The organism is Sphingomonas prati (assembly GCF_014643515.1).
GTDB classification, from domain to species: Bacteria; Pseudomonadota; Alphaproteobacteria; order Sphingomonadales; family Sphingomonadaceae; genus Sphingomonas_R; species Sphingomonas_R prati.
In genome coordinates this window covers 233,633-259,590 of record NZ_BMJP01000005.1, presented here as the reverse complement: position 1 = coordinate 259,590, position 25,958 = coordinate 233,633, and the positions used below count along the sequence as shown (strand labels likewise).

The window sequence follows — 25,958 nt, the reverse complement described above, 5'->3', positions numbered from 1 at the left end:
GCTCCCTCCCCCCACCGGGGGGGGGTTGGGGTGGGGGGCTTGGCTGGGGGTGAGGTTCTTCCAAGCCTAAGTCCCCACCCAACCCTCCCCCCCGGCGGGGGGAGGGCTTTAGGTTACCGCGCCAGCAGTACCCGCGCCTGGCCGGCGATCTGGGCCAGCATCGCCGCGGTCGGCTGTGGCGCGGCGCGGGCGCGGTCGATGAGGGCGCGGAACTGCAGGACGCGGTTGCGGTGCGTTTCCAGCCAGGCATCGACCATCGCGAGCGGGTCGTCGCTGCGTTGCCGTTCGAGGAAGTCGAGCCGGAGCTGTTCGAAATCGCGCGCGAGGCCGGCGGTGAGCAGCCGTTCCCATGGATCCGTCGCGACGAACCGGACCGCGGCGGACTTCGCCCAGTCGAGCCCCAGCGCCTCGCCCAATCGGACATAGGCGCCGGTCGCCGCGACCTCGTCGACGCCGGTGTCGGCGGCGAGCGTCGCGGTGCCGATCGCACCGTCCAGCTCGGCCAGCCGTACGATCCGGTCGATCAGCGCCGGGTCGGCACCGAACCCGCCGATCATCCCGCGCAGGACCGCGGACTGCGACCGTGCCTCGTCGCGCAGCAGCGCCTCGACTGCAGTGTCGAGCCGGCCGATGCCGGGCGAGAGACGCTCGATCATCGGGCCGGGGCCGGTTTCGGTGGCGGCGATGCGGATCAGGTCGGCCAGGTGCAGCCGCGCGATCGCCGCCATCACGCGGAACAGCATGAGCCGGGCGTCCTCGGCCAGCGGCTCGATCTCAATCCGGTGCCAGATCTCCTCGAACCCGAAGATCGCGTCGGCGGCGAAATAGGCCGCGGCCACCTGCGCGATGCTGACGCCTTCCTCCTCCGCCAGTTCGAACGGGATGACGATGCCGAGCCGGTTGATGACGCGGTTCGCCATCTTGGTCGCGACGATTTCGGGGCGCAACCGGTGCTGGTCGATCGCATCGCCGAACCGGTCGCGCATCGCTTTGGGGAAGGCGGCGTGGAGCAGCGGACGGAGCGACGGATCCTGCGCGAAATTGGCACGCTCGATCCGCGATTGCAGCGCCAGCTTGCCGTGGCTGAGCAACACAGCAAGTTCGGGACGGGTGAGCCCGCGATCGTCCTGCACGCGGCGGAGCAGGTCCTCGTTCCCGCCGAGCCCTTCGACCGCGCGGTCCAGCCGGCCCATCGACTCGAGCGTTTCGATCACGCGCACGTAGCTCGGCAAAGCTGCGGCCCCACCGCGTTCGGCCAGCGACAACGCGAGCGTCTGGAGACGGTTGTCCTCCAGCACGATCGCGGCAACGTCGTCGGTCATCGACGCCAGGAACGCGTTGCGATCGTCGAAGCCGAGGCGACCTTCGTTCATCTCGCGGTTGAGCGCGATCTTGATGTTCACCTCGTTATCCGAGCAATCGACGCCGGCGCTGTTGTCGATGAAGTCGGTGTTGATCCGCCCGCCGCGCGCGGCAAAGGCGATGCGTCCGGCCTGCGTCAGGCCCAGGTTCGCACCCTCGCCGATCGCCTTCACCCGCAACTGTTCGGCATCGACGCGGTTGGCGTCGTTGGCGGGATCGCCGACCTCCGCATTGGTTTCGCCGGCGGCCTTCACATAGGTGCCGATGCCGCCGAACCAGAGCAGGTCGGCCGGGGCCTTGAGGATCGCGGCGATGAGTGCTGCGGGATCGAGCGTCTCGTCCCGAATGTCGAGCACCGTACGGATCGCTGCGGAGAGCGGAATCGCCTTTTGCGATCGCGGGAACACGCCGCCGCCGGGCGAGATCTTGGTCGCGTCATAGTCCGCCCACGAAGACCGCGGCAGCGCGAACATCCGGGCGCGCTCGGCCCAGCTGGCGGCCGGGTCCGGATCGGGATCAAGGAAGATGTGGCGATGGTCGAACGCGGCGACCAGCTTCAGCGAGCGCGACAGCAGCAGGCCGTTGCCGAACACATCGCCCGACATGTCGCCGCACCCGACGACGGTGACCGGATCGGTCTGCACATCGACGCCATGTTCGGCGAAGTGGCGCTGGACCGAGACCCAGGCGCCCTTGGCGGTGATGCCCATCGCCTTGTGGTCGTAACCCTGCGACCCCCCACTGGCGAACGCGTCGCCCAGCCAGAAACCATGGTCGACCGCGATGGCGTTGGCGACGTCGGAGAAGGTCGCGGTGCCCTTGTCGGCGGCGACGACGAAATAGGGGTCGTCGTCGTCACGGATCGCGACGCCTTCGGGATGCACGACCGCACCGTCGACGATGTTGTCGGTGACCGACAGCAAAGATCGGATGAAGATGCGGTAGCTTTCGGTGCCCTCCGCCAGCCAGGCGTCGCGGTCACCGGGGGCGGGCAGTGCCTTGGGATAGAAGCCACCCTTGGCGCCGGTCGGCACGATGACGGCGTTCTTCACGACCTGCGCCTTCATCAGGCCGAGGATCTCGGTGCGGAAATCGTCGCGCCGGTCGGACCAGCGCAGGCCGCCGCGGGCGATCGGCCCGCCGCGCAGGTGGATGCCCTCGATCCGCGGGGAATAGACCCAGATTTCGCGCCACGGCACGGGGGCGGGCAGGCCGGGGATCAGCCGGCTTTCGAGCTTGAACGCCAGTGCCTCGTCCGCGGCGGGCGAGAAGGCGTTGGTGCGGAGCGTCGCCTGGATCACCGCGCGGATGCGGCGCAGGATGCGGTCGTCGTCGATCGCGCTGACATTGGCGAGCGCGGCGTCGATCGCCGCCTCGGCCTCATCCGCATTGCCCGTGCCAGCCGGATCGTGGAGCGCGTCGAATAGGGCGATCAGCCCGGTCGCGGCCTGCGGTGCGCGCTTCAGCGCCTCGACCACAGTGGCGAGGCCGTAGGACAGGCCGGTCTGGCGGAGGTAGCGGAACCAGGCGCGGAGCAGCACGACCGCGCGCGGCGGCAGGCCGACCGCAACGATCAGCGTATTGAACTCGTCGTTCTCCGCACGGCTTTCGAGCACCGCGGCGATCGCGGCCTCGGCGACCTGCGCGTCGCGGGCGATGCGTTCGGCGATCTCGCCCGATCCGACGTCGAGCAGGAAGTCGTGGATGTAGCCGGCGCGGCCCTCGTCGAGCGCGGTCGCGGTTTCGCCCAGCACGCGGAACCCAAAATTCTCGAGCACGGGCACGGCGTCGGACAACGGGATCATGCCGCCGATGCGGTACGTCTTGAGGTGCAGCGCGCTGGCTGGTTCGCCCTCGCGCCGGCTGATCCGCACGTCGCGCGCCTCCGGCCCGGACAGCGCGGCCATGCGAAGGATGTCGACCGCGCCCTCGGCCGCGTCGCTGCGGTTGCGGTATCCGATCGGGAAGGCGTTGGCGTAGGTGATGGCGAGGCGGGCGGCACGACTTGCGCCCTCGCTCGCGGCCAGGCTGGCCTCGATCTGGGGTGCCCAGCCGCGCAGCATCGATTCGAGCTGCGCATCCAGCGCATCGGCGTCGGGCACGACGCTCGCCTCCGTGCTTGCGAAGGTCAGCCGCAGCAGGGCGAGATCGCCATCGTCGAGGTCAAGCGACCAGTTGACGGGCGGCGACCCGACGGCGCGGCCGATCATGTTAGTGACCGCGATGCGGCGCTGGGTCGTCAGCTCGTCGCGCTGTAACCACACGAAGGCGACCACGTGGCGACGCAGCGGCGTGGTGACCAGCACCAGCTTCGGCCGCGGGCGATCCGCCAAAGACATCGCGGTCAGCGCGACGCGTTCGAGCGAGGCGCGGTCGAGTCCGGTCAGCAGGTCGTGCGGCAGCGCGGACAGCGCATGGCGCAGTGCCTTGCCGGCGTGGCCAGACGGGTCGAAGCCGTATTTCTCCTCGAGCGCCGACAGCCGGGAACGGAGCACGGGGACGCGGTCCGAAGGCGCGCGCAGCGCCGAACTGGTCCACAACCCGACATGGATCGACAACGCCACGACGCGGCCGCCATCGCGCACCGGCACCACGATCAGGTCGAGCAGCGCGCGGCGGTGGACCGTGGCGATGCTGTCCGACTTCAGGATCAGCGGGGCCTCGCCGCCGGCCTCGAAATGGGCGATCGCGCTGCGGCGGTCGGCGTCGTTCCAGATCTGGCGAGGCGCGACGCGCAGGATGCCCAGCGGGTCGGCCATGCTGCCGTCGGGCCGCTGCGTCGCGGCACCGAGCAGCGTGAAGTGACGGTCGAGCAGCCAGCGGAGGAGGGCAGCACCCTCGCCGTCGGGCATGCGCTCGGCCTCGTCACGGAGCGCGATTTGGAGCTTCGGCCAGTCCTGCACCGCGGCGCGGACATCGGCCAGCACGGCGCGGATCTCGTCCTCGATCCCGCGCCGGTCGCGTGCGTCGGCCCGTTCGATCTCCATATAGACGATCGACTCGCGGCGTTCGCCGGCGGTACCGGGCGGCAGGATGGCGTCCAGCACACCGTCGCCGTCGCGGCGGACGGACACGACCGGATGGAGCAGCCGGTGGACCGCCAGCCCGCGCGCTGCGACCGCGCCCGCGATCGAGTCGACCAGGAACGGCATGTCCGCGTTCACGGTGACGAGCCGCATCCGGCGACGGCCGGCGTCGGACCCGGCCGACTCGATCCGCACGACGGCCTCGCCCGGTGCGCGGCGGGCGGCGACCTCGGCCACGAAACCGGCGGCGGAGATCCGTGCCTCCGCGTCGAACCCGTCGGTTTCGCCGGGCAGTGCACCGGCGACAAGCGCGTCGGCGATGGCATCGCGCTGGCTTTCGGGGGAGTGCGTCGGCGCAGGTGGCATGGACATCGCGGTCTGCTCCTTCATGCGGGCGTGCCCGCCTGTTCTCTTTGGCGGCAGCCTATGCGCCCCGACACCGGGTCATTCAAGGCGAAGCGGCGCGCGCGCGATGCGGCGCAACAGACGTACGTCAACGCCCGCCCACGGTATGCGATGATTAGGCGCGATGCCCGTCGAGCGATATTTCATGAAGACGCGGCGGCTTGCGGCCGGTGTATCGTTACCGCTCAATCGTTCCACTGCGACGAGTCTGACGCTCGGCGCGGGCGAGCGCGCGCCAGCCGCCGGGTTCACGCTCCAGCAGCATTCGCAACCCGCCGCGCTCGACGCCCGTCCGCAGCCCGAACTCCAGTATCGCAGCATAGTCCGCACGCTGTCGCACGGAGGAGTCGGTGGCGAACAGGCGGCGGACCAGCGCCGCGACGCGTCCGGTCCGATCGCTCCCTCCCGACGGGGCGTGCGCTTCGTTGGCGAGCGCGAGATCGTACGCCAGGCCAAGTGCGCGGTACAGGGCGGTCTGGGCCCGCGCCTGCGTCGATCGGGCGAGATCGATGCCGACGATCGCGGCGGCAAGCAGTTCGGAGTCGACGTCGGCCGGCGTATCCGCCTCCTTCGCCAACCGATTGGGTCCGTCGGCCCATGCCGGGACCGGCGGACGCACGGCCGGGGCGGGGGCCCGCGCGACTTCTGCCGCGATGCCCGCGACCAGCGCGGCGTTGGCCACTTCCTTCCAGTTTATGACGCCGTAGATATAGTCGATCGTCATCCCGTCCGACGAGAATGGCATCAGTATGCCGCGATACAGTGTGTGATTGCCGAACGCGTTGTCGAACTCCGCCTCGAACCCGATCGGCGCGCGGTTGGCGACGACATCGGCATAGTGATCGGACAGTCGCGACAGCAATGATCCTGCCGGCACGTCGGCCAGCGTCGCGACCGGTGCGACGTGGCGACCTTCGTCGGCCAGCGCGCGGCCGAGCCATGAGATGGCGGGGTTGGTGCGGCTGTTGCAGAAATCGAGCAGCACGCCGTGCGGGCCGAAATCCCCAATGCTGGCGGGATCCAGAACGTCGATCGATGGAAACTCACGCCCGTGGAGCAGCGACGCCCAATAGTTATAGGCGCGGACGTGCATGCGGCGTTCGTCGTTGCCGATCGTCGGCGGCGGGTCCATCCGCGGTTCGGCGATCGATGCCGCCCCGTCGGCGCTCAGACTGTCAAGCATATCCATGTCGTCGTCCCAGCCCTGGCTCTGAAAGGCGACGATGCCCCAACCATGGTTTCCGAAGGCTTAAGATGCGTGACGAAACTGCCCTTGTCTATCGCGCGCTCCGTTGGTAAGGCCCACCGCACCCGATGCACGGGCCGCCTTAGCTCAGTTGGTAGAGCATCGCATTCGTAATGCGGGGGTCGTAGGTTCGAATCCTATAGGCGGCACCACCCTTGTTTCGACGTTTCGACAACAGACGTGCCGGGATACCGCAGGGCAGTGGTTTAGTACGGATTAATCTCGGTCCAGTTAGGACCGCTCCGGGTAGCCCGTCTCTTGCGACGTGCCCCGTCGCCGTGCGGCCCTTGGCTGGGAACTGCCTGACGATCAGCGCTTGGCTGTCGAAGGTGACGCCATCCTCTGATGCTTTACATGGGCAACGACGAATTGAACGCCTTCTCGAGCGATAGGTCGGGATCGGCGCAACTACGCCCCGGTATTTCGGGGATGTTGCATCCACGGCCAGACGCCTGAGGGGGATACTGCCCCCTTTCCGACTGGGATGCCGGCAGGATTTCTTAAGGCCTTCCCAGATCGTCGGGATGAGCCGGGCCGGGACAGTCGCGTCGACTTGCGACCGGGAATGGCGTGACGCCTATCCGGGCTGACTGCCGACTTTAAGAAACCAAGTTCGTCCAACCAGGGCAAGGCTGTTACAGCTTGCCTCTTGGTCGGCGTCAGGACCGTCGGCGAGCAGGGTTTGTCATCGCAAAATGGCGGAGCGTGGCTTTGCTGTAGTGATTTACGCAAACCTTTAGTGGGTCGGCTGCGCTGCCGAACTCGAGGCGGAATTACAAAATTTGGCGCGCCTCGAACTGGTTTGCGTCGCTGCATTATTACGGTCCCGATCCTAACGCCTTTGAAGCAATTGGACGTTTTGATCATTTCAAACGAGCGCGAAGTTGTTATGACGCAGGCCGAGCCTGCGGCGGGGGCGCTGCCGGTCTGGTTCGGGTCGGGGGAAAACCGATGCAATACGTCACTGACGATCGAGCAATATTGAACTATTCGTGGGTGGGGTCTGACAGCAGCGGAAACCCTTTGACGAACCGGCCGGTCTTCATCACCTACTCACTCGAAACCACTTCTTCCGCGTTGCTCGGCAACGGTCAGCTGCGCCTCGATCAACCGGCGTTCATCGACAGCTTCAAGCCGTTGAACGCCAGCCAGGCATCGGTGGCACGAAGCGCCTTCTCGATTTGGGACGCCGCCAGTGGGATCACTTTCCTGGAAGTGCCGGCCGGCCTCGGCGACATCAAGCTGGCCACGTTCAACTTCGATCTTGGTGGGTTCTACAATTCCAGCCAGGCGGATGCCTACGGCGGCGGTGGTATCGTCTACGTCTCAGCGACGTATCCCGAGGCCGGTATCCAACTTTTCCTGCATGAGATTGGTCATAATCTTGGTTTCAAGCACAGTTTTGAAGGTGAGTATGTCCTTGGGCCATCGCAGGACAATTTTGCCAGCACGGTCATGAGCTACACCAGCGGCGGAACGGCCGGTACCGTGCTTGGGTCAATTGACCAGCGTGCAGTCAGCTATCTTTACGGCCAACCCGGCAGCGACGGCAGGCAGGTCGCCGCATGGTCGTGGGACGCCGAAAACTTCACGTTGACCCAAAACGCGTTCGCGGGCGGCGGCACGATCTTGGGTGTCGGGGGTAACAACAATATTAATGGCGCCGGTGGTGCCGACATCGTTGAGATCGAGGGGAACACGCGTCGGAACCAGATTTCCACCGGTGCCGGCGACGATATCGTCACTATATCAGCCACGGCAAGCAACAACGTCGTTTCAGTGGGCGACGGTGCAGACCGCATTTCGTTGCGCCCTGGAGGGTCGTTCACCATCGATGGCGGGGCCGGCTTGGACACGTTGTCCTTCACTGCTGATTATAGCATCGGCGCCAATTTCTCGGTCGCGACGGCTTTGGAAAATGGCAGCCGGATCGATAGTATCGAAAGCATTTTCCTGGTGGGGTCTTCGCTTGGGAATGATCGCTTCGTAGCGAGCAACGCCAACACAGGTATTTATGGCTTTGGCGGCGACGACGATCTTAGCGGTGGCAACGGCAACGACAACATTTTCGGTTACGACGGCAATGATACGCTTCGGGGCGGCCTGGGGCGTGACTATCTCAGTGGAGGGATCGGCAACGACTTGTATGCCGGCACCGCGTCAGAACTGACGAGCGACACGATCGGGGATTTTTCGCTGGGCGATACCATCTCTTTTCAGGGCGTATCGCCCACCGCGCTCGGCTACAGCCTGATCGGATCAACCCTGCGTTACGCGGGCGGAAGCCTCACACTGAACGGCCTGACCGGCTCCTTGCGGCTTGCAAGCGGCGCTCAGGGCGAAGCCGCGCTGATCGTCCGCAACACCGCCCATGTCACGAACCTGGGCGATTTCGGCGGTGACGGAAATTCCGACATCCTCTGGAGAAACCGCGACGGATCACTGTCGGTCTGGGGCGTCAGCGGCGACCTTCGCGGCAATGTTGTGCAGCAGAGCGTTTTCAACACACGGCTCGGTACCGACTGGAAGTTGATCGACACTGCGGACTTCAACGGCGACGCCAAATCGGACCTGCTGTGGCGGAATGACAACGGCACCGTCGCGACCTGGAACGCGACCGCCGGCGGACAGATCGCGACGGGCGGCTATACGGCGTCGGTTGGAGCGGAATGGACAATCGCCGCGGTCGGCGACTTTGGAGGCGACCGAAAGGACGATCTGCTTTGGCGCAATGCCGACGGCTCGGTATCGATCTGGTCCGGCAGCAGCGGTGACTTCGCCGTCAACACATACTCGCACGGTTCGGTGAACACAGACTGGCGCATTCAGGGTGCGGCCGACTTTACGGGCGATGGCCGCGCGGACATCCTCTGGCGCAACAGCAGTGGCGCAACTACTGTCTGGAGCGCGAGTGGTAACGGTTTCAGCGAGAACGGCTTCAACGCAAGCGTCGGGCGCGAATGGCATGTCGACGGAATGGGCGATTTCAACGGCGACGGGCGTGCGGACATGCTGTGGCGTAACGATAATGGGGCAGTGTCCGTCTGGACGTCGAACGGTTCAGAATTCGACCAGGCCGTGTTCGACACCTCTGTCGCGACCGAGTGGCGGATTGCCTCGATCAAGGATTTCAACAGCGATGGTCGGGCCGACATTCTGTGGCAGAATGCAAATGGCGCGATCACCAGCTGGCAGTCGAACGGACCTGCATTCGATCAACAAGTTCTTGACGGCTACAATCCGGGATCCGACTGGGCCGTCATTGGGCATGAGTATATCCTCTGAGGCGCTGCGTCCCAATGAATCCTACGCCGTGAACACATATCGCCGAGTGACCGAGCGTTAGTGTGTGTTGTTGAGCTGACAGGACCTAATATGGGCCGGTCATCCTGGAGGACTCCGTCCCAACTCCGCTCGACACGCAGTAGATGTGTGACGGTTGCCGAACAGTTTCTCGGGAGGTTCGCCCGCCAAACCGAGTCGGTCAAGCGTGCCGAGGTGTCAGAAAAGCGCGGGGTCGCATCCTTGATGCGGCCCCGACCGACTGGAGGTTGCCGTCCACCGTCAACACGCGCACGGTAGGGCTCAACCGAACGATTGGACTCTGAACATGGAATGGGACCTGACGCGCGACGCGGAAGTCTATAACACCGCGGCCCTCGAAGGCGCGACGCCGGAAGAACGGCTGTTCGCCGGAAGCCTCGAAGCCGCAATCGCCTTCATTCGCGCCGAGACACGTTCGGATCAGGCGCTGCTTGCCATCAAGCTGGTCCCGGACCCGAAGAATGAGGGGCCGATCTACGGGCCGCGTATTTCCGAATTCTTCCTAAGGCAGTCTTGAACCTAACGCCAGCTTGAAGCTGGGCGTGGAAGGACGGACGCCGACGATCGCCGCATCTGTCATCTCGCAGATTGCGGCAACGGTGCGGCGGTCGACCTCGCGTCTTACGGGGACAACCCCTGTGTATTGACATCGCCCAGCTGATCATCGTGCAACACCAGACAGTGCCGACCTGTGCCGGTCAGTCAATATCAACCGGATGGGTCACGATGATCGTCGGGGGAGCGGTCCACAGGTCGGCGGCAGCGCGACCGAACGCCTTGAAGTGGTCGGATGCCATATGTTGCTCGACCGCTTCCTCGTCGACGTAAAGCTCATTGAAGACGACGCGGCGTTCGCCGTCCGTCTCGCGCCAGATCTCATAATGCAATGTGCCGGCTTCACCTCGTGAGGCGGCCGCGCAGGTCGATGCTGCGGCAAGGAAGGCATCGTCCGCATCGGGCTTCAACGTGACGAGTGCGACCACTTTGACTGACATTCCGAGTTCCTTCGAATCTGCACCGGCTTGCGGTGACCGGGTAGCGGCCATCCCGAGATGTATGCCCTGCTTCGTCGGTAAACCATGACTGACCGACCGCCGTGCCCGAGCCGTCACAGCAAAGCTTGCGTATCCAGAATGGATCACGGCAGATCGTGTTGCGGATCGGGTCGGCGGACGACCGTGTCGGGGTGGCGGTGCGGTCGTAGCGGCGCTCGACATCGTTTGGCGCGTCGTCGGAACATTCGGCCGCGTTGCGGCCTTCCTTACAAGATGCAGGGTTTCAATCAGTTAGGGTCGGTCGACGATCGCGCCGCACGGTTGCGGATCGGGCTGACGTACCTCTGGCGGCACGGGCGGCTGCCGAATCTGACCGACCCCGGACTGTTCAGCGAACTGGTCCAGGTTCGTAAATTGCGAGAGCATGATCCGCGGATGCCGGTCTTGGCGGACAAGGTGGGGGTGAAGGCGATCGTCGCCAGCCGGCTGGGGCGCGAGTGGGTGGTGCCGCTGCTGTGGTCGGGGTCAGAACTGCCGGCGCAATTTCCTGCGACCGGCCGCGTGGTCGTGAAGGCGCGACATGGGTGCAACCAGAATGCGTTCGTCGGCGATGGGCGCGATTGGGCCAAGGCGCGCTCCAGGTCGGCGAAGTGGATGTCCGGGGCTTATGGATGGTGGCTGGACGAGTGGCTCTACGCCCACATTCCAAGCGGATTGCTCGTGGAGCCGTTCATCGGCGGGGGAAGCGACTTACCCGTCGATTACAAGCTGTTCGTGTTCGGCGGGCGCGTGACCCATGTGCAGGTCCATCTCGACCGCGCGCGTCGGCATCGGTGGATTGTTTACGATCGCGATTGGTGCCCGATCGCGAACGATGTGCCGATCATGCCGCGCCCGACGGCACTGGCGGCGATGATCGCGGCCGCCGAGGAGTTGAGCACCGGCTTCGACTTCGTGCGCGTCGACTTCTACCAGCCGGGCGAGCAGCCGTTGTTCGGGGAGATCAGCTTCTATCCTGGATCGGGGCTGGAGCCGTTCGATCCGCCCGAACTAGACCGCGCGTTCGGTCGCCTCTGGCTGGAAGCTCGGGCGTCTCAACCGGACATAATCCCGGTGGCGAAACCCGCATGGTCGGCCCGCTGTCCGTAGGACGACGGGCGTGCCATTCGCCGTTGGAACAACAACGTCGATCGGGGCGGCGGATGGTCATTCGGGACGTGACGGACATCGATCTGACGGTGATTCTCGCAATCGAAAATGCTGCGGTCGCCGGGACGACGGCAATCTAGGACAATGCGGCGGTCCATCGCGGCGATCGTCAGGCCGGGCTGGCGGCGTGACGCACTGCCGGTTATTCAGTGCTGGCTTGCGAGGTCGACGGGGTGCTCGCCGGATGCGCGTCGTTCGGCGATTTCCGACCGCGATCACGAAACCGTCTAACATTCGGTGTATGTCGAGGCTGGGGATCGTCGCCGCGGGATTGCTCGACTGTTGCTCAAGGCGCTGGTCGGGCGTGCCGGTCGGTTGAGGAAGCATGCGATGGTCGGTGGGATCGAGGCGGGTAACGTGGCGTCGATCGCGCTGCATGCGGGACTTGCCTTCGAAGAGGTTGGCAGGCTTCCGGAGGTCGGTGCTCAATTCGGTCCGTGACTCGATCTGATCCTCATGCAGCGGCTTTTGGACAGTCGCGCGATACCACCGCGGTAGGGGGGGCGTGAGGGGCAGACCGGGTCTGCTCAACACAGGCTTTTCCCCAGGAATTCGGATAAGCGATCGTCCTCGCTTCGGGCGACGTTGAAGCGCATGTGATCGCGCCAGTTGCCGCTTGTGCTGAAAACCGGTCCGGGTGCCAGCACGATGCCCTTTGCCAGTGCGTCGCGTGCAAGTTGGACCGCGTCGCGACCATCCGGCAGGCGCGCCCAGACGAACAGCCCGGCGGCCGGATCGATCCAGGGCACGATGCCGACCGCGCGCAGCCGCTTCGTCAGGCGGACCGTGGCCCGTGCGAGGCGGGCGCGGACGCCCTCGACATGGCGTCGATAGCTGCCGTCGGTCAGCACCGCATGGAGCAGGCCGGCGGCGAGCGGGCTGCCGGCCATCGATGTCGCGATGCGCAGGTCGCAGAGCGCCTCGATCCAGTCCGGCCGCGCGGCGATATGGCCGCAGCGGACCGCGGCGGAGAGCGACTTTGAGAAGCTGCCGATGCGGATGACGCGATCGAGCCCGTCATAGACCGCGAACCGGGGCGAGGCCGCATGTTCGAAATCGGCAAAGATATCGTCCTCGACGATGACGATATCGTGCGCCTCTGCGATTTTCAGCAGCCGGTGCGCGGTCGGGCCGGGCAGCGTCGCGCCGGTCGGGTTATGGATGCCTGAGTTGGTGATGTAGAGCCGCGGGCGGTGCATCGCGGCGGCTTCGGCGAATGCCGCGACATCCGGGCCGGCGGGGGTCATCGGTACGCCGACCACCTTGGCGCGGTGGGCGCGGAGCAGCGCCAGGAAATTGAAGTAGCAGGGGTCGTCCACGAGTACGGTGTCGCCGGGCTGCAGCATGAAACGGCAGACGAGATCGAGCGCGTGCGTCCCGCTGTCGGTGAGCAGGATCTGGTCGGGGCTGGTGTCGACACCCTGTTCGGCCAGTCGGCGGGCCAGCAGTGCGCGCAGCGGTGGATGGCCGAGCGGCGACCCATAACCGGCGAGCGTCGTCGCGTCGTCCGCGCGTGCGGCGGTCCGCATCGCCTTGCGCAGGGCATCGCCCGCCAACCAGTCGTCGGGCAACCAGCCGCAGCCGGGCATCAACTCGTGGCGCTGATCGCCCAGCGACTGGCGGAGCATCCAGAGCGGATCGACCTCGCGCTCGGTCGTCGGGTCGAGGCGGTCGAGCGCCAACGGTGCGAGAGGTGCCGCGACATAGAAGCCAGAGCCGGGACGCGAGCGGATCATGCCTTCCCCAGCCAGCCGTTCATAGGCCTCGACCACGGTTGAGGGGGCGACGCCGCTCGCCTGCGCCATCGCGCGGATCGATGGGAGCCGAGCGCCGGGTGTCAGGCTGCGCGCTTCGATCCGGCCGCGGATCGTGCGGGCGACGGTGCCGGTGCGGGTGTCGTCGTTGGGGTCATGTCTCATCTGTTCTGCTTCGGATACCGGTACAGTTCGGGGTGATTGTATCGGACCGTGCCTGTCGCGACCATCCGGTTTCGGGCAAAGGCAGGGCTCATTAACAGGAGGCCTTGCCAGTGACCCGTTCCTTCCACCTTGTCGACGTTTTCGGCACTGATCGCTTCACCGGTAACCCGCTTGCGGTGGTGGCGGACGCGGAGGGGCTGTCCACCGAGGAGATGCAGACGATCACGCGGTGGTTGAACCTGTCCGAAACCGCCTTCCTGCTGCCGCCGACAGAGGCTGGCGCGGACTACCGCGTCCGGATCTTCACGCTGGCGCACGAACTGCCCTTTGCCGGCCACCCGACGCTCGGCAGCGCGCATGCCTGGCTGGAGGCGGGTGGCAAGCCGCGCCAGGACGGCGTGGTCGTGCAAGAATGCGCGGCGGGGCTGATCCCGATCCGCCGGGATGGCGATCGACTGGCGTTCGCCGCGCCGCCGTTGCTGCGTGGAGGTGTTCCCAGCGAGGCGGAGATCGCGGAGGTGGCCACGGTGCTGCGGATCGAGCCCAATGCGATCGTCGATGCGGCGTGGGTCGATAACGGGCCAGGCTGGATCGCGGTGATGCTGGCGTCGGCCGATGCAGTGCTGGCGCTGGAGCCGGCGCGCCATCACGACGGGCAGATCGACATCGGCATCGTCGGTCCGCACGCGCCAGGCGGGGAGACCGCGTTCGAACTCCGTGCGATCTTCAGCGACGCTTACGGCGCGCTGATCGAGGATCCGGTGACGGGCAGCCTGAACGCGTCGGTCGGGCAGTGGTTGTTCGCCAGCGATCGGGCGACGGGTGCCTATGTCGCGGCGCAAGGGACGCGGCTGGGGCGGACGGGGCGCATCCATGTCGAGCAAGACGGCGCGGGCCAGGTCTGGGTCGGCGGGGCGACGCGCACGTTGTTTTCCGGGCGGAGCAAAGACTGATGCAGGTCGCGATCCTCACGTTCGACGGGTTTAACGAGCTGGATTCGTTCGTTGCGGCCGCGATCCTCAATCGGCTGCGGCCGGAAGGCTGGGCGGCTTACATCACGTCGCCGGCCGAGGAGGTGACGTCGATGAACGGCGTCACGGTGCGGCGCCAGCGCCCGATCGAATTCGCCGGCGAGGCCGACGCGGTCCTGATCGGCAGCGGCATCCGGACGCGCGACATCGCGGCCGATCGCGACCTGCTGGCCCGGCTGACGCTGGATCCCGCGCGGCAGTTGATCGGTGCGCAATGTTCCGGGACGCTGTTGCTGGCGAGGTTGGGGCTGATCGGCGCGGTGCCGGCCTGCACCGACCTGACAAGCAAGCCCTGGGTGATCGAGGCGGGTGTGGACGTCGTCGATGCGCCGTTCGCCGCGCACGGGAATGTCGCGACTGCGGGCGGCTGTCTTGCGGCGCCGTATCTGGCGGCGTGGATGATCGCACGCGCGGCGTCCGTCGGCCACGCACGGGACGCGCTGCACTATGTCGCGCCGGTCGGGGAGAAGGCGGCGTACGTCGACCATGCGCTGGAGGTGCTGGAGCCGTTCCTGCCGGTTCACGTTTGACGCCATCGGGCGGGAGCCGCTAAGAGCGTAGCTGAAATGGCGGCAACGCTAGCGGTGCTCGCAGCGGGCTGATGCGATGGCCTCGTCCGACGCCGTTTGGTTTCGGACGAGCTTCAGCTGAACTCGGCAACCAAGGCGTCGAACACCGCGCGGCAGCGCGGGCTGTTGCTGAGGTCCTCGTGCATGACGATCCAGACGTCCAGCTCGATGGTCAGGCAGTCGGCCAGTACGCGGATAAGCTGCGGGTCGCGGGCGGCGACCGGAACCTGGCAGATGCCGATCCCGAAACCCGCCCGGATCGCGGCGAGCTGCGTGATATCGCTGTCGACGCGCAGGGTAAAGGCCGCGCGGTTGAGGTCCGGAAAGCGTTCGGCAAAGGCGCGGATCGCAGGGGTTTCGGTGTCGAAGCCGATGAGGTCGTGGTCCGCGAGATCGCGCAGGGTGGCGGGGACGCCGCGACGCGCGAGATAGTCGGTGTGGGCGTGGAGGCCGACCGGGATCGGCGCCACCTTCCGGCCGATCAGTGATTGCTGGACGGGTTGCACCATGCGGACGGCGACATCGGCTTGGCGCTGCAACAAGTCGTCGAGCGTGTTCGACGCCGACAGTTCGAATGTCAGCGCGGGATAGCGGTGCCGTAGGCGGGCGAGCATGGCGGGCAGATGCTCGGCGCTGACCACTTCGCTGGCGCTGATCCGGACCGTGCCGGCGACCGCGCCTGCGCTCCCTTCCGCGGTGCGCAACAGCGCCGCCGAGGTCGAAGCGAGCAGCTCCGCATAGGGCCGGAGCTCGAGCGCCGCCGCGGTCGGGGTCAAGCCGCGTTGCGAGCGCACGAACAGGTCGCGCCCGATCGCCTGTTCGAGCGCGTCGATGTGACGCGCGATGCTGGGTTGCGTCAGGCCGAGCGTTCGGGCCGCCCTGGACAGGGAGCCGGTGCGCAGCACGGCCTCGAACGTGCGGTAGAGATCCCAGCTCGGTATGCTCATTCTTTTCCGTATAATCACTCCACGCTTTTCGGCAATTTCGTTTAGTAATGATGGGCTGCATCTGTGGGTTACACACAGAGCGGAGACGGAACATGAGCAAGATCGCATTGGTACTGGGCGCAACGGGCGGCATCGGTGGCGCCGTCGCGCAGCGGCTGACGGCCAGCGGATGGACGGTGCGGGCCATGCACCGCGCGCCGGACAGCGTGGCGGTGAAGCACGGCTATGACTGGCATACCGGCGACGCGATGGTGTTCGGCGACGTTGCCGCGGCTGCGCGTGGTGTGTCGCTGATCGTCCATGCGGTGAACCCGCCGGGGTACCGCGACTGGGACAAGCTGGTCCTGCCGATGCTCGACAACAGCATCGCGGCGGCGCGCGCGAACGGCGCGAAGATCCTGTTTCCGGGGACCGTCTACAATTACGGGCCGGATGCTTTCCCGGACATTGCGGAGGATGCGCCGCAGCATCCGACGGCGCGCAAGGGTGCGATCCGTGTCGAGATGGAGGCGCGGCTGCGTACCTATGCCGAGGCGGGCGCGGGGACCGTGCTGATCGTGCGGGCGGGAGACTTCTTCGGTCCGGGATCAGCGAACAACTGGTTTTCGCAACTGGTGCCGGCGGGCAAGCGTCCCGCGGCGGTGAGCTATCCGGGTCGGTCCGGCGTGGGGCATCAATGGGCCTATCTGCCCGACGTGGCGGAGACGATGGTGCGGTTGATCGAGACGGACGGGCTCGATCCGTTCGCCACATTCCACATGGACGGCCAGTGGGATGCGGACGGCACGCAAATGACCGACGCGATGGTTCGCGCGCTAGGCGATCCTGCAATCCCGGTGCGCAAGACGCCTTGGTGGATGATGCGGCTCGCCTCGCCCCTCGTGCCGACGCTGCGCGAGGTGTTGGAGATGAAGTATTTGTGGGAGCGGCCGGTGCGGCTGTTCAACGGTCGGATCGAGCGTGTCCTCGGCAGCGAACCGCGTACGCCGCTGAACGACGCTGTTCGCACGACGCTGGCGAGCATGGGCTGTCTGTGAGGCCACAGGCAGAGGCTATAGCGGAGGCGATTGTACGGTTGCAGGTCGAGACCTGTGACCGCCGACTTTTCGGTTAAGCGACCGCCGTCGGGGAGTAGTCCATCGCTTCGAGATCGCCGATCAGTTCGGGTCCCGTCGGTTGCCACCCGAGTTGCGAACGCGTCCAGTCGCTCGACACCAGCATGTCGAGACCGGCAAAGAGGCCGAACCGGCCGAAATAGGCTTGCGCCGGCACGCTCAGCCCGGCCGCGACGGTCTCCGGAATGGTGGGTGCCGGGACGTCCCTCTTTGGCGACCGCGTGGTAGCGGGCGCCGCGTTCGCCGCGATCCAGTGTGAGGATGTAGAGCTTCGCAGCGTCGCTGACATGCGCGGCCGCCCAGTGGTTTGCGCCGTCGCCGATAGACGCCATCTCGCCTTTGGCGCGCGACATCGCGACGAACGGGGTGATGAGGCCTTGCTTGACCGTGTCGTGGATCTGCGAAAGCCGTACGACCGAGACATCCACGCCGGTGTGGAGCAGTGCCTGCCCGGCCAGTTCGGAGGCGATCCGCGGATTGGGATGGTGCGGGTCGAACCGGTCCTCGGTGGCGGGGCGGCGGCGACGCTGCTGACCGACGACGGCACGCTGCCACGCGAGCGACTCAACAACTGTCGCGGCCCAGCCCAAAGTTCGAGGCGCTGTGGCACGACGACGACGTCGCAAGACATGCGGACGGACTGAAGCGGATTCACCATCCGAAGCATGGCCTGATTGAGCTGGAGTTTTTCCGCCTTTGCGACCGACGGGTCATCCCGACCTCGGGATTATCGTCTAAAATCCCACGACGGCGGATACCACCAAGCGGATCCAGTCCTTGATGGCGCGTCGCGCGACCGAGGTTTCCGGCGCACGCTAGGTACAGCTGCCAAATGTTCGGGTTGTCGTCACGTGATTGTTCGAACATGAAACGCCATGGTCCAGATCGTTTCACCTCATATCCCGAAATGCGGCGGGACGTCGCTGATCGATGCCGTTACGTCCGCGATCGGGCCCGATCTCATCTACCTCGACTACGGCGACAGCCCGGCCAACCCGGCTACGGATTTTAGTATCGATCCGCTCGGAACGGCCGAACGCTTCGCGGCCGACGCCGCGACGTTGCTTGCGTCGAAGCGGCTCGCCTACGGGCACATGCACGCCGCGAAATATCGACTGGCGGCGCCAAATGCTGCCTGGGTGACGATCTTGCGGGATCCGGTCGAGCGGCTGATCTCGCATTATTTCTTCTGGCGTGAGGCGCCGGTTGCGCAGGCAAACCCGCTCCGCCGGTACTTCCACGAGCAATCGCTCGATCTGCTCGGTTTCGCGCGGCTGCCGATGGTGGGCGGATTCTATCGGGACGTCTTCTTCCGCGGGCTGAGACGCGCGGACTTCGAGTTCGTCGGGCGGACGGACGCGATCGAGGCGTTCACGGTCGTCCTTGGGCAGATGCTCGACGTCGAACTCCTGCTGCCGCGGTCGAACGTCGGTGGGCTGCGATCCGGCGGCGATGCGCTTGAGGAGATTGACCGGGCACGGCCTTTTCTGCGGGACATTCTCAAGGACGAGATCGCTTTCTACGAAGAATGGACGCGGTGACTTAGCTGCCGGTTTTGTTGCCGGTCGGGACGAGCCTGACGGGTGCCGTTCCCGGCACGTACAACGTCGCACCGCGGACGGGTGGCGCGATCGTGACGAAGCCGGGTGTGCCCGGCACCAGCGGGTAGCGGCCGATCGACGACCAGACGTACCAGGCCGACATCGTGCCGGCGTCGTCGTCCATCCCGTCGGCGAAGCCCTGCGGCTGGGGCGCGAAGCTGCGCCCGACCCAGGTCTCGGGCCGCACGCCGGCATTGGTGTAGCGGTGCGGCACCGGTTCGCGCAGGTAGCGGTTCACGATCCGCCTTGCGACAACAGGATCGCCGGCGAAGGCGTAGAGCCAGGGGACGTGGATGTCGGGCTGGTTCGTCATGTTGAACAGATTGTCGGCGAAGAAGCGGTCGAGTTCGGGGCGGAACCGCGACCCGAGCGTCGCGGCGATCCACGGTAGGTCGAAGACTGGTGCCCAGCGATACTGTGCCAGCGTCCCTTGATACAGCCCGCGGGCGTGCACGACGTCCGCGTCGGCGCCGAGCGTCGCAAAGGTTTCGAGCCACATCGGGCGGTAGGCCAGAGCCTTGGCGCGGAACCGGCGGGACACCTCCGCTTTCCCGAGGTCGGACGCCAGTTCAGCGATGGCCCAGTCGTCATAGGCCGCCTCGATCTGCTCGTCGGGCGTCTTGCGGGCGAGCGTCGCGCTTTCGGCGACCATGCCGTCCAGCGCGGCGCGCGCGTCAAAATCGACGATGCCCCTGCGCCGGAAATCGAGCAGGGCGATGCCGGCATGTTCGGTGCGGACGGTCAGGAACGGTTCGGTCTGCGTGCTCCAGCGCTGCTTGCCGGTCTGGTACAGCCGGACTAGCGACCGCGCGATGGCCCCCGCGCGGGCCGGATCGACGAGCGCCAGCAGCGGCAGTTGTGTGCGGTAGTTATCCCACAGCGCCCAGCTCGTATAATGCTGCTCGCCGGGCTTCAGCCGCGCGACGACGCCGTCGCTGCCGCGGAACCGCCCGTCGGGATCGGTGATCGCGACCGGCGATTGCATGACGCGGAACAGCGCGGTGGTGAACAGGACCTGCTGCTCGGCGGTGCCGTCGATGGTCAGCCGCGACAGCTGGTGGTTCCATTCCGCGCGGTTGGCTGACTCGATGGCGGCAAACGACCGCGTGCCGAGTTCCGTGTCGCGGACAGCCGCCGCGGCGGCGGGATCGACGGACGAAAGCCCGGTGCGAACCTCGATCACGTCGCCCTTGCGGACTTCGACAGTGGCCTCGGCGGCGCCCGTCGTCCCGGCCCAACGCAACGCCATCGCCTTGCCGGCGTGTGATACGCGGGTGGCGGAATGAAGATGATATCGCCCGATGTCGCAGACCGTGCCAGCGCTAAAGCTCGCGCGCAGGTCGCCGTCCGGCGCGGCCCGCCATTCGGCACCGTGGCGGCGGGAATAGCCCTGATCGAACGCTACCGTCAGGTCGATCCGTCCGGCGCGCGGCAGCACGAAGCGGATCACGCCGGCACCGCGCGTGACGGTCATCGCCGCGATGATGCCGTCGCCGTAGCCGACCGTGTAGTAGCCGGCGTGGGCGGCCTCGCGGCGCTTGTCGATCGACCAGGCCGGCCCGGTCCCGGCGTAGCCCAGCGATACGCGCACGTCGCCGCCCGCGCCGCTGCACCCGACGCCCACGCCGCGGGTGTGCGAGAAGCCTAGCAGCGTCCGGGCGGCATAGTCGTAGCCGGCGTGGTTCGCCGGGCTGGTGTCCGGGCCGAGCTGGACCATGCCGTAAGGCGCCACCGCGGCCGGGCTGAGCTGCCCGAAGTCGGCCAGCGTGCCGATGAACGGGTTGACGGTCTGCGCCGCGTCGCGCGCCTGCGCCGGTACTGCCGCGGCCAGCAGGAAAAGGATTAGCAGGCGTTTCACGGATCGAGCGGGTCCGCCGCGGCGTCGACCTGGAACGCGACCGGATCGGGGGCGAAGCGGAGCGAGAAGCGGTCGGGCCCCGGCGTTAGCGTGCCCGGCTGGACGCCCATTTCGACGACGTTGCGCTTCGCCAGTTCCGCGCCGCCGATATAGACGATGGTGCGCGGATCGGAGACGACCAGTGCCAGCCGGTCCGCGGGGAAGCCGGCCGCCAGCAAGAGCCGCGCGCAGTTGCGCAGATTGGTCGTGGTGTGGCGGGCATGCGGCTCGATCAGGATCCGGTCCGCGGGGATGCCGTAGTCGCTGATCAGCAGCCGCTTCATTTCGATCGCTTCGTTGAACGCGGTCCGGTTCGGGTGGACGTTGCCACCGGACACGATCAGGAACGGCGCCAGTCCGCGCTTGTAACGGTCGGCGGCGATCTCCAGCCGGATATGGCCCATCACGCCGGTGCGCGACACGGCGTCCTCCGGCCCGTGCCCGAACACCAGCAGCGCGGTGTAGGGCGTGGCGCTCCAGTTGGTGTGCGCCACCGCCTGTACCGCCGCGGCATTTTCGCCGCCGAGCAGCGGGCGATGGCTGGCGGCGTCGGTCCGCTCGTTCATGCGCAGCAGGCCGGTCGCGTAACGGAGCGCCGGATCGAAGAACAGGTCGCCGTCGCGCGCGCCAACCGCGGCGGCATGGGCGATCAGGACCTCGCCATATTCCGGCAACAGCGGGTCGAAGATGATCGCGTCGATCAGCGGGTAACGCGGCGGAATGCCCTTCGCGTAGACGTCGACGACGTGGTTCATCGCGGCGGCCGTGCCGGCCCAGGCGGCGGCGACCAGGTCGCCGTCGTTCAGGTTCTTATAGCGCGCGAACTGGCCCGAGGGGCGCAGCACGCGCTCCATCAACGCATCGGCCAGTTGTGGATCGCGGACCAGTTGCCGTAGCCGGGTCTCGACCGTCGCGATGTCGGCCGCCGTCCAGAGCCAGGGATCGGCTTGGCAAACAGGCGTCGGCACGCACGGCTTGTCGGGCACGCGCGCGGCCCGGTCAGCGGCCAGGCGGCGCAGCACCGGATCGCGGCGCAGCGCCGTAGCCCAGCCGTCCGCCGCCCGCATCATCGCGGGCAGCGGGAAGACGACCGTCTCGAGCGTCTCGTCATACGGCACCGCATAGGTTGCCAGAGTCTGCGCCACCGCCCCGACGGACGGCAGCAGCAGCAGGACCGCCGCGAGGCAGGCACCCATCAGCCGACGCATTCCTACCAGCTCCGGCTGACGATGAAGCGCACGTTGCGCCCGAACAGCGGGCGGCCGTAAATCGCCTCTGCCGAACCCTGGCCGGCGAACTGGTCGGTGCGGGTATTGCCCTCGGTCAGGCCCTTGGCGTTGGTGATGTTGTCACCCACGACCTGGAACCGCCATGCTTTCCAGTCGAGCGCCACGCCGGCGGCCAGCGTTTCGTACCCCGGCATCGCGGTCTGGCTGAACAGATCGACGTAGCGGCGGCCGACCCATTCGTAACGGCCGAACAATTCCAGTTCGCCTTCGCCGACGGGCAGATTGAAGGACGGGCGGACATTGCCGAAGAACTTGGCCTCACGGATGATCTGGTTGCCGTTGACCGCACTCGGATCCGCGCCCGACGTGTTTTCCAGGTTGCGGTATTCCGGATTCTGCCGGGTGACCGAGCCGGTGATCGAGAACCACCGGGTGGGGGCGAGCCGGCCGTCGATCTCAACGCCCTTCACCGACGCTTCGCCGATGAACGGCAGCGACTGGTCGTTGCGTCCGGTTTCCGGGTTGAAGGCCGCGAACGAGGCGTTGAACGGATTGAACTTGGTGTAGAAGCCGGTGAGATACAGATAGTTGCGGCCGAAGCTGGCCTTGAGGCCCGCCTCGAACTGACGCGCCTTCGTCTTGACGATCGTCGGATTGATGCTGGTCACGACGCTGAGCTGCGGCGGGACTTCCAGGTTCGACACGCGACCGTAGACGCCCAAATTCTCGGTGAAGTCGTAGTTGGCACCGACCGTCCAGTTCATCGCCTTCGGCTGGAGCTTCTGCGAGATCACGGCGCCGGTGAAGGCGCGGGTGGTATTGTCCGCCAGCGTGGTCGCATCGCCGAGATCGGCTTGCGTGGTCGGCAGTGCGAAGCCGTCATAATCATACCATTCCTGGCGGATCCCAAAATCGAGCCGCAGGCCGCGGGTCACGTCCCAGGTGTCGTTGGCGTAGAGCGCGATCATCTTCGCGTCGCCCTCGCCTTGGTTCAGCGTCGTAGTATAGCGCAGCACGCCGTTCTGCGTGACCGATCCCAACACCGCGCCGGTCGCGGAATAGGCGACCAGATCGAGCGTCCGCGGCTGGCCGCGCACCTCGATCAGCATGTCCTGATAGGCTTGCAACAGCGTGTTACCGTACAGCGAGCCGTAGGTGCCGACGCGCAGTTCGTGCGTGCCGAGGCCTGTCTCGATCGTCCGGGTGACGCTGACGTCCGCCTGACCGGAATAGAAGCTCGATTCCGACATCCGGTACTGGCCCGACACGACGAGGCCGGACGCGGTCGCCGGATCATAGACCGTGCCGTTGGTGCCGGAGAAGACATAGCCGAGCCGCGCCACGCCGGCGCCGAATGCCGCGCGCGCGTTGGTCAGGTTCGTGCCGGTCCCGGTGGCCGTCGCGTAGGTGACCGCATCGACCGGATTGGTGGTCGAGTAGAAGGCGTCGAAGCTGCTTTTGCCCTTCGTGATTCCGGTCTTGGCCGACACGCGCCAGCCGTCGAAATCGCCTTCATACTGCAGTCCAGCGTTGAAAAACCGCATGTGCCGCCCGTCCGCCAGATCCCGGTTCTGGTTCTGCACCACACCCGCCCCGTCGCGATACTTGATGTTCACGTTGCGCAGCGCCGGCGAGTTCAGCGTACCGCGATGATAGTCGATGAACGGATCGAGCGAGACCGACGGGTTCCGCGGATCGGCGATCGGGATCGGCAGGTAGAAGATGTTGTGATCGTTGACATAGGTGCCCGACAGCTTGACGAAGCCGTTGCTGAAATCATGCTTCAGGTTCGCGCGGATCTGGCCGCCCTTGTCGCTCGGGAAGCCGCTCTTGCGGTAGCCTTCGTGGTGGCGGAGGAAGCCGCCGACCGCGAAATAGGTGTTTTCCGACAGCGGGCCGGACTGCATCGCATCGAGCCGGTAGAGACCGGTGTCGCCGAGCGTCAGTTGCGCCTTGCCGCGGGCGACGCCGGTGCCGACCGCGGTGATGTTGTTGGCGATCGCGGCCGCGCTGCTGGCGTAGATCGGCGCCGGGCCGCCGCGCACGATCTCGACCCGTTCGGTCATCAGGTCGAAGCGGTGCATGCCTTCGCCGGAGTTGAAGAAAACCCCGTCGATTTCGTGATATAGGGGCAGGCCGTCTTGCTGGAAGATGAGATAGCCGCGATCCGTCGGGATGCCGCGGACGCGGGTGACGTTCTGCACTTCGCCGCCGGTCGCCTCGACCTGGATACCGGGGACGGTGCCGAGCAGGTCAGCGAAGCTCTTCGGTGCGATCTGCTGCACGTCGGCCTGCGACAGCGAATTGATCGCGTAGGACACGTCGAACCGGCGTTGCGCGCGGGCGGCGGTACCGGTCACGATGATGTCGGACTGTTCGGCCTCTGCCTGAACGTCAGCCGGGGTCGCAGCCGCGGTCGCGGGCGGAGTGGTGGCTGCGGCCTCCTGCGCATGGGCCGCCCCGGGCACGCATGCGAGCACACTGACGGACGACAGAAACGAAAGAGCGAAAGCTCGCGAACGTGCGACCTGCATCGGAAATCCCCCCACTTGGATGGGGGGCCTCTATGGGGCCTGCGCTACAGTCCGGTGACATGCCTACGAACTTGAAGCACACCGGACTTCCGGCGGACGTTCGGTCGTAGAGGGCGGTCTGCTCACGATGGCGAGCGGTTCGTGCGCCGACGTTTGAGCGAACCGGCTTCCTTATCGAACGTCCGGCCCGCGGATCACCGCAATCCCGAACGACGTCGTTACGAACTGCCGCAACGCGATCTTGAGGTGGTTCGTCTGCGCGAACGGCGGGACGTCGATGTGCAGATCGAGCGGTCGATCGCCCGCATCGTATTTTAGCGGGAGGACATGATGGCCGGCTGCGGTGAGTTCGAGCGCGAGCCGTTCCATGTCGCGGCGGCGGAACAGCACGGTGCTCTCATTGTCGACGGTCGCGGTGTCGGACGACAGGTTCAGCTCGGTCGTGTGGACTGCAACCCCGCCGGGGCGCAGCCGATCGACCGCCTGGTGAATGAAACGCAGTCCCGCCTCGATCGACCCGAGATGCTCGAACGCGCAGGCTGACCAGCAGAAGTCGAAGCCGCGCAGGTCGTCCGGCATCGCGTTCATATCGACCGGCCGGAACGAGACGTTTTTCGCGTGCGTCTCGGCATCGCACAAAGATGGCCAGTGGAGCTGTTCGATCGCGGTGCTGTGCTGGCCGGTGTTGAGCCAACCCGCCAGCTGCTGATGCCCGACCGGCATGTCGGTCGCCAGGATTTCGCAGCCGAGTGACGCGAAGTAGGAGGGGAAACATTCGGCACCGCAGCCGAAGCCCAGTCCGCGGGACCCCGGGCGCAGCATCCCCTGCGCTTCGAGTACCGCCATGATGTAGACGACTTCCCATTGCTTGCGGTGCCAGTGAACCCCCATGCCCAGCTTGTCCAGCCACGCTCGATAGGCCGGTTCCTCCATCTGGTTGCCGGTGCACATCTGCGACGCCGGCTCGGCGATCGTCGCCGGTTCGCTGGAAATCAGTCCGACCTGGTCGACCGGCGAGGGCCTGCCCCACCAGCTCCGACCTACGACGGAACCGCGCGCAAACACCGTCTTCTTCGCGTCGAGCATCTTCGCCTTGTGCGCCGATCCGTCACCCCAGCCATCGCAGTCGATGCTCAGCTTCGTTGCGGCGGCGTCTGTGTCCTCGACCAGCCGACCCATGATGGCATGGTAGTAGCCGGGCTTGGCGTTCAGCGTGACGCTCCAGCGGCCGTCCTGCGCGGCCACGTCCGTCAGCCGCAGCACCATTGTCTTGGCCGTGGTCGAGGCTTCGGACCCGTAGGGCATCGCCCGAACGCGAATGCGAAGCTTCCCCTTGGTGGCCCGCAGATCGTGGAAGCGCCCCGAAAAGGTCACAAGTCCGGCGCGCGTGGTCACATAGTCCGAGTGGAAAACGTAGGTCGTGTCCGTAGCTCCGCCGCTGCCGCCGAGCCCGGTAATTGCGCTCGATACGTCCGGCCATAGGCCGAACGGCCTCAATTCGCGCTGTTCCTCAATAATCATTGACGCCCCCGCCGGGCTCCTATCAGCC

Annotated in this window: 20 protein-coding genes and 1 tRNA gene; 11 read left to right on the top strand and 10 right to left on the bottom strand. The window is 66.3% G+C overall.

What is annotated here, in order from left to right; genetic code table 11:
- Nucleotides 1-113: 113 nt before the first annotated feature.
- Nucleotides 114-4,754 (bottom strand): NAD-glutamate dehydrogenase domain-containing protein, encoded by a 4,641-nt coding sequence (locus IEX50_RS15000; protein ID WP_157177133.1) that lies wholly within the window; start codon nt 4,752-4,754, stop codon nt 114-116.
- Between the two features lie 217 nt (nt 4,755-4,971).
- On the bottom strand, nt 4,972-5,982 hold the full coding sequence (locus IEX50_RS14995; RefSeq protein WP_157176956.1) for a PAS domain-containing protein: 1,011 nt from the start codon (nt 5,980-5,982) through the stop codon (nt 4,972-4,974).
- 133 nt (nt 5,983-6,115) lie between these two features.
- On the opposite strand from IEX50_RS14995, the gene IEX50_RS14990 reads away from it, so the two are divergent.
- The 3 genes from IEX50_RS14990 to IEX50_RS14980 all read left to right on the top strand — a co-directional run bounded on the left by IEX50_RS14990 (nt 6,116) and on the right by IEX50_RS14980 (nt 9,880).
- A tRNA-Thr gene (locus IEX50_RS14990) sits at nt 6,116-6,191 on the top strand.
- A 799-nt stretch (nt 6,192-6,990) separates the two neighbouring features.
- Entirely contained in the window at nt 6,991-9,324 is a 2,334-nt protein-coding gene (locus IEX50_RS14985; RefSeq protein WP_157176957.1) for an FG-GAP-like repeat-containing protein, read from the top strand.
- Between the two features lie 325 nt (nt 9,325-9,649).
- Nucleotides 9,650-9,880 (top strand): hypothetical protein, encoded by a 231-nt coding sequence (locus tag IEX50_RS14980; RefSeq protein WP_157176958.1) that lies wholly within the window; start codon nt 9,650-9,652, stop codon nt 9,878-9,880.
- Between the two features lie 181 nt (nt 9,881-10,061).
- Here IEX50_RS14980 and IEX50_RS14975 read toward each other — a convergent pair whose 3' ends face one another.
- Complete coding sequence (locus IEX50_RS14975) at nt 10,062-10,358, bottom strand: putative quinol monooxygenase (protein ID WP_188699503.1); 297 nt, start codon at nt 10,356-10,358, stop codon at nt 10,062-10,064.
- A 273-nt stretch (nt 10,359-10,631) separates the two neighbouring features.
- Here IEX50_RS14975 and IEX50_RS14970 point away from each other — a divergent pair, with 273 nt between their 5' ends.
- The gene (locus IEX50_RS14970) at nt 10,632-11,507 is read left to right on the top strand and encodes an ATP-grasp fold amidoligase family protein (protein ID WP_157176960.1); all 876 of its coding nucleotides are present in this window, start codon (nt 10,632-10,634) and stop codon (nt 11,505-11,507) included.
- 297 nt (nt 11,508-11,804) lie between these two features.
- On the top strand, nt 11,805-12,008 hold the full coding sequence (locus tag IEX50_RS17560; protein ID WP_198350677.1) for a GNAT family N-acetyltransferase: 204 nt from the start codon (nt 11,805-11,807) through the stop codon (nt 12,006-12,008).
- Nucleotides 12,009-12,094: 86 nt separating this feature from the next.
- Here the strand turns inward: IEX50_RS17560 and IEX50_RS14960 are convergent, their stop codons facing one another.
- The gene (locus tag IEX50_RS14960; RefSeq protein ID WP_157176961.1) at nt 12,095-13,486 is read right to left on the bottom strand and encodes an aminotransferase-like domain-containing protein; all 1,392 of its coding nucleotides are present in this window, start codon (nt 13,484-13,486) and stop codon (nt 12,095-12,097) included.
- Nucleotides 13,487-13,596: 110 nt separating this feature from the next.
- On the opposite strand from IEX50_RS14960, the gene IEX50_RS14955 reads away from it, so the two are divergent.
- Nucleotides 13,597-14,439, top strand: a complete 843-nt coding sequence (locus tag IEX50_RS14955; protein ID WP_157176962.1) for a PhzF family phenazine biosynthesis protein — start codon at nt 13,597-13,599, stop codon at nt 14,437-14,439.
- Nucleotides 14,439-15,047 (top strand): DJ-1/PfpI family protein, encoded by a 609-nt coding sequence (locus IEX50_RS14950; protein WP_157176963.1) that lies wholly within the window; start codon nt 14,439-14,441, stop codon nt 15,045-15,047. The genes IEX50_RS14955 and IEX50_RS14950 overlap by 1 nt, the downstream gene beginning before the upstream one ends.
- A gap of 113 nt (nt 15,048-15,160) precedes the next feature.
- On the opposite strand, the gene IEX50_RS14945 is transcribed toward IEX50_RS14950, so the two are convergent.
- Complete coding sequence (locus tag IEX50_RS14945) at nt 15,161-16,033, bottom strand: LysR family transcriptional regulator (RefSeq protein WP_157176964.1); 873 nt, start codon at nt 16,031-16,033, stop codon at nt 15,161-15,163.
- 92 nt (nt 16,034-16,125) lie between these two features.
- Between IEX50_RS14945 and IEX50_RS14940 the strand changes: the two genes are divergently transcribed.
- Nucleotides 16,126-17,070, top strand: coding sequence for an NAD-dependent epimerase/dehydratase family protein (locus IEX50_RS14940; RefSeq protein WP_157176965.1), 945 nt, complete (start codon nt 16,126-16,128; stop codon nt 17,068-17,070).
- Between the two features lie 73 nt (nt 17,071-17,143).
- On the opposite strand, the gene IEX50_RS14935 is transcribed toward IEX50_RS14940, so the two are convergent.
- On the bottom strand, nt 17,144-17,437 hold the full coding sequence (locus IEX50_RS14935; protein WP_184075319.1) for a hypothetical protein: 294 nt from the start codon (nt 17,435-17,437) through the stop codon (nt 17,144-17,146).
- Between the two features lie 103 nt (nt 17,438-17,540).
- On the opposite strand from IEX50_RS14935, the gene IEX50_RS17555 reads away from it, so the two are divergent.
- The 3 genes from IEX50_RS17555 to IEX50_RS14925 all read left to right on the top strand — a co-directional run bounded on the left by IEX50_RS17555 (nt 17,541) and on the right by IEX50_RS14925 (nt 18,689).
- Complete coding sequence (locus IEX50_RS17555; RefSeq protein WP_229674090.1) at nt 17,541-17,792, top strand: hypothetical protein; 252 nt, start codon at nt 17,541-17,543, stop codon at nt 17,790-17,792.
- On the top strand, nt 17,720-17,929 hold the full coding sequence (locus IEX50_RS17815; RefSeq protein WP_373285330.1) for an MmyB family transcriptional regulator: 210 nt from the start codon (nt 17,720-17,722) through the stop codon (nt 17,927-17,929). Before IEX50_RS17555 ends, IEX50_RS17815 begins: the two co-directional genes overlap by 73 nt.
- Before the next feature lie 94 nt (nt 17,930-18,023).
- On the top strand, nt 18,024-18,689 hold the full coding sequence (locus tag IEX50_RS14925; protein ID WP_157176966.1) for a sulfotransferase family 2 domain-containing protein: 666 nt from the start codon (nt 18,024-18,026) through the stop codon (nt 18,687-18,689).
- Between the two features lies 1 nt (nt 18,690).
- Here the strand turns inward: IEX50_RS14925 and IEX50_RS14920 are convergent, their stop codons facing one another.
- The 4 genes from IEX50_RS14920 to IEX50_RS14905 all read right to left on the bottom strand — a co-directional run bounded on the left by IEX50_RS14920 (nt 18,691) and on the right by IEX50_RS14905 (nt 25,930).
- The gene (locus IEX50_RS14920; protein ID WP_229674089.1) at nt 18,691-20,607 is read right to left on the bottom strand and encodes a glycoside hydrolase domain-containing protein; all 1,917 of its coding nucleotides are present in this window, start codon (nt 20,605-20,607) and stop codon (nt 18,691-18,693) included.
- Nucleotides 20,604-21,842 (bottom strand): YdcF family protein, encoded by a 1,239-nt coding sequence (locus tag IEX50_RS14915; RefSeq protein WP_229674088.1) that lies wholly within the window; start codon nt 21,840-21,842, stop codon nt 20,604-20,606. Before IEX50_RS14915 ends, IEX50_RS14920 begins: the two co-directional genes overlap by 4 nt.
- A gap of 14 nt (nt 21,843-21,856) precedes the next feature.
- Nucleotides 21,857-24,409 (bottom strand): TonB-dependent receptor, encoded by a 2,553-nt coding sequence (locus IEX50_RS14910; RefSeq protein WP_157176968.1) that lies wholly within the window; start codon nt 24,407-24,409, stop codon nt 21,857-21,859.
- A 171-nt stretch (nt 24,410-24,580) separates the two neighbouring features.
- Entirely contained in the window at nt 24,581-25,930 is a 1,350-nt protein-coding gene (locus IEX50_RS14905; protein ID WP_157176969.1) for a class I SAM-dependent methyltransferase, read from the bottom strand.
- Nucleotides 25,931-25,958 lie beyond the last annotated feature (28 nt).

What these genes read in the sequence shown, in the direction of transcription:
- IEX50_RS15000 (WP_157177133.1), bottom strand. Translation starts at nt 4,754, where the DNA reads ATGCCACCTGCGCCGACGCACTCCCCCGAAAGCCAGCGCGATGCCATC.
- IEX50_RS14995 (WP_157176956.1), bottom strand. Translation starts at nt 5,982, where the DNA reads ATGGATATGCTTGACAGTCTGAGCGCCGACGGGGCGGCATCGATCGCC.
- IEX50_RS14985 (WP_157176957.1), top strand. Translation starts at nt 6,991, where the DNA reads ATGCAATACGTCACTGACGATCGAGCAATATTGAACTATTCGTGGGTG.
- IEX50_RS14980 (WP_157176958.1), top strand. Translation starts at nt 9,650, where the DNA reads ATGGAATGGGACCTGACGCGCGACGCGGAAGTCTATAACACCGCGGCC.
- IEX50_RS14975 (WP_188699503.1), bottom strand. Translation starts at nt 10,358, where the DNA reads ATGTCAGTCAAAGTGGTCGCACTCGTCACGTTGAAGCCCGATGCGGAC.
- IEX50_RS14970 (WP_157176960.1), top strand. Translation starts at nt 10,632, where the DNA reads ATGCAGGGTTTCAATCAGTTAGGGTCGGTCGACGATCGCGCCGCACGG.
- IEX50_RS14960 (WP_157176961.1), bottom strand. Translation starts at nt 13,486, where the DNA reads ATGAGACATGACCCCAACGACGACACCCGCACCGGCACCGTCGCCCGC.
- IEX50_RS14950 (WP_157176963.1), top strand. Translation starts at nt 14,439, where the DNA reads ATGCAGGTCGCGATCCTCACGTTCGACGGGTTTAACGAGCTGGATTCG.
- IEX50_RS14945 (WP_157176964.1), bottom strand. Translation starts at nt 16,033, where the DNA reads ATGAGCATACCGAGCTGGGATCTCTACCGCACGTTCGAGGCCGTGCTG.
- IEX50_RS14940 (WP_157176965.1), top strand. Translation starts at nt 16,126, where the DNA reads ATGAGCAAGATCGCATTGGTACTGGGCGCAACGGGCGGCATCGGTGGC.
- IEX50_RS14935 (WP_184075319.1), bottom strand. Translation starts at nt 17,437, where the DNA reads ATGTCAGCGACGCTGCGAAGCTCTACATCCTCACACTGGATCGCGGCG.
- IEX50_RS14925 (WP_157176966.1), top strand. Translation starts at nt 18,024, where the DNA reads ATGGTCCAGATCGTTTCACCTCATATCCCGAAATGCGGCGGGACGTCG.
- IEX50_RS14915 (WP_229674088.1), bottom strand. Translation starts at nt 21,842, where the DNA reads ATGGGTGCCTGCCTCGCGGCGGTCCTGCTGCTGCTGCCGTCCGTCGGG.
- IEX50_RS14910 (WP_157176968.1), bottom strand. Translation starts at nt 24,409, where the DNA reads ATGCAGGTCGCACGTTCGCGAGCTTTCGCTCTTTCGTTTCTGTCGTCC.
- IEX50_RS14905 (WP_157176969.1), bottom strand. Translation starts at nt 25,930, where the DNA reads ATGATTATTGAGGAACAGCGCGAATTGAGGCCGTTCGGCCTATGGCCG.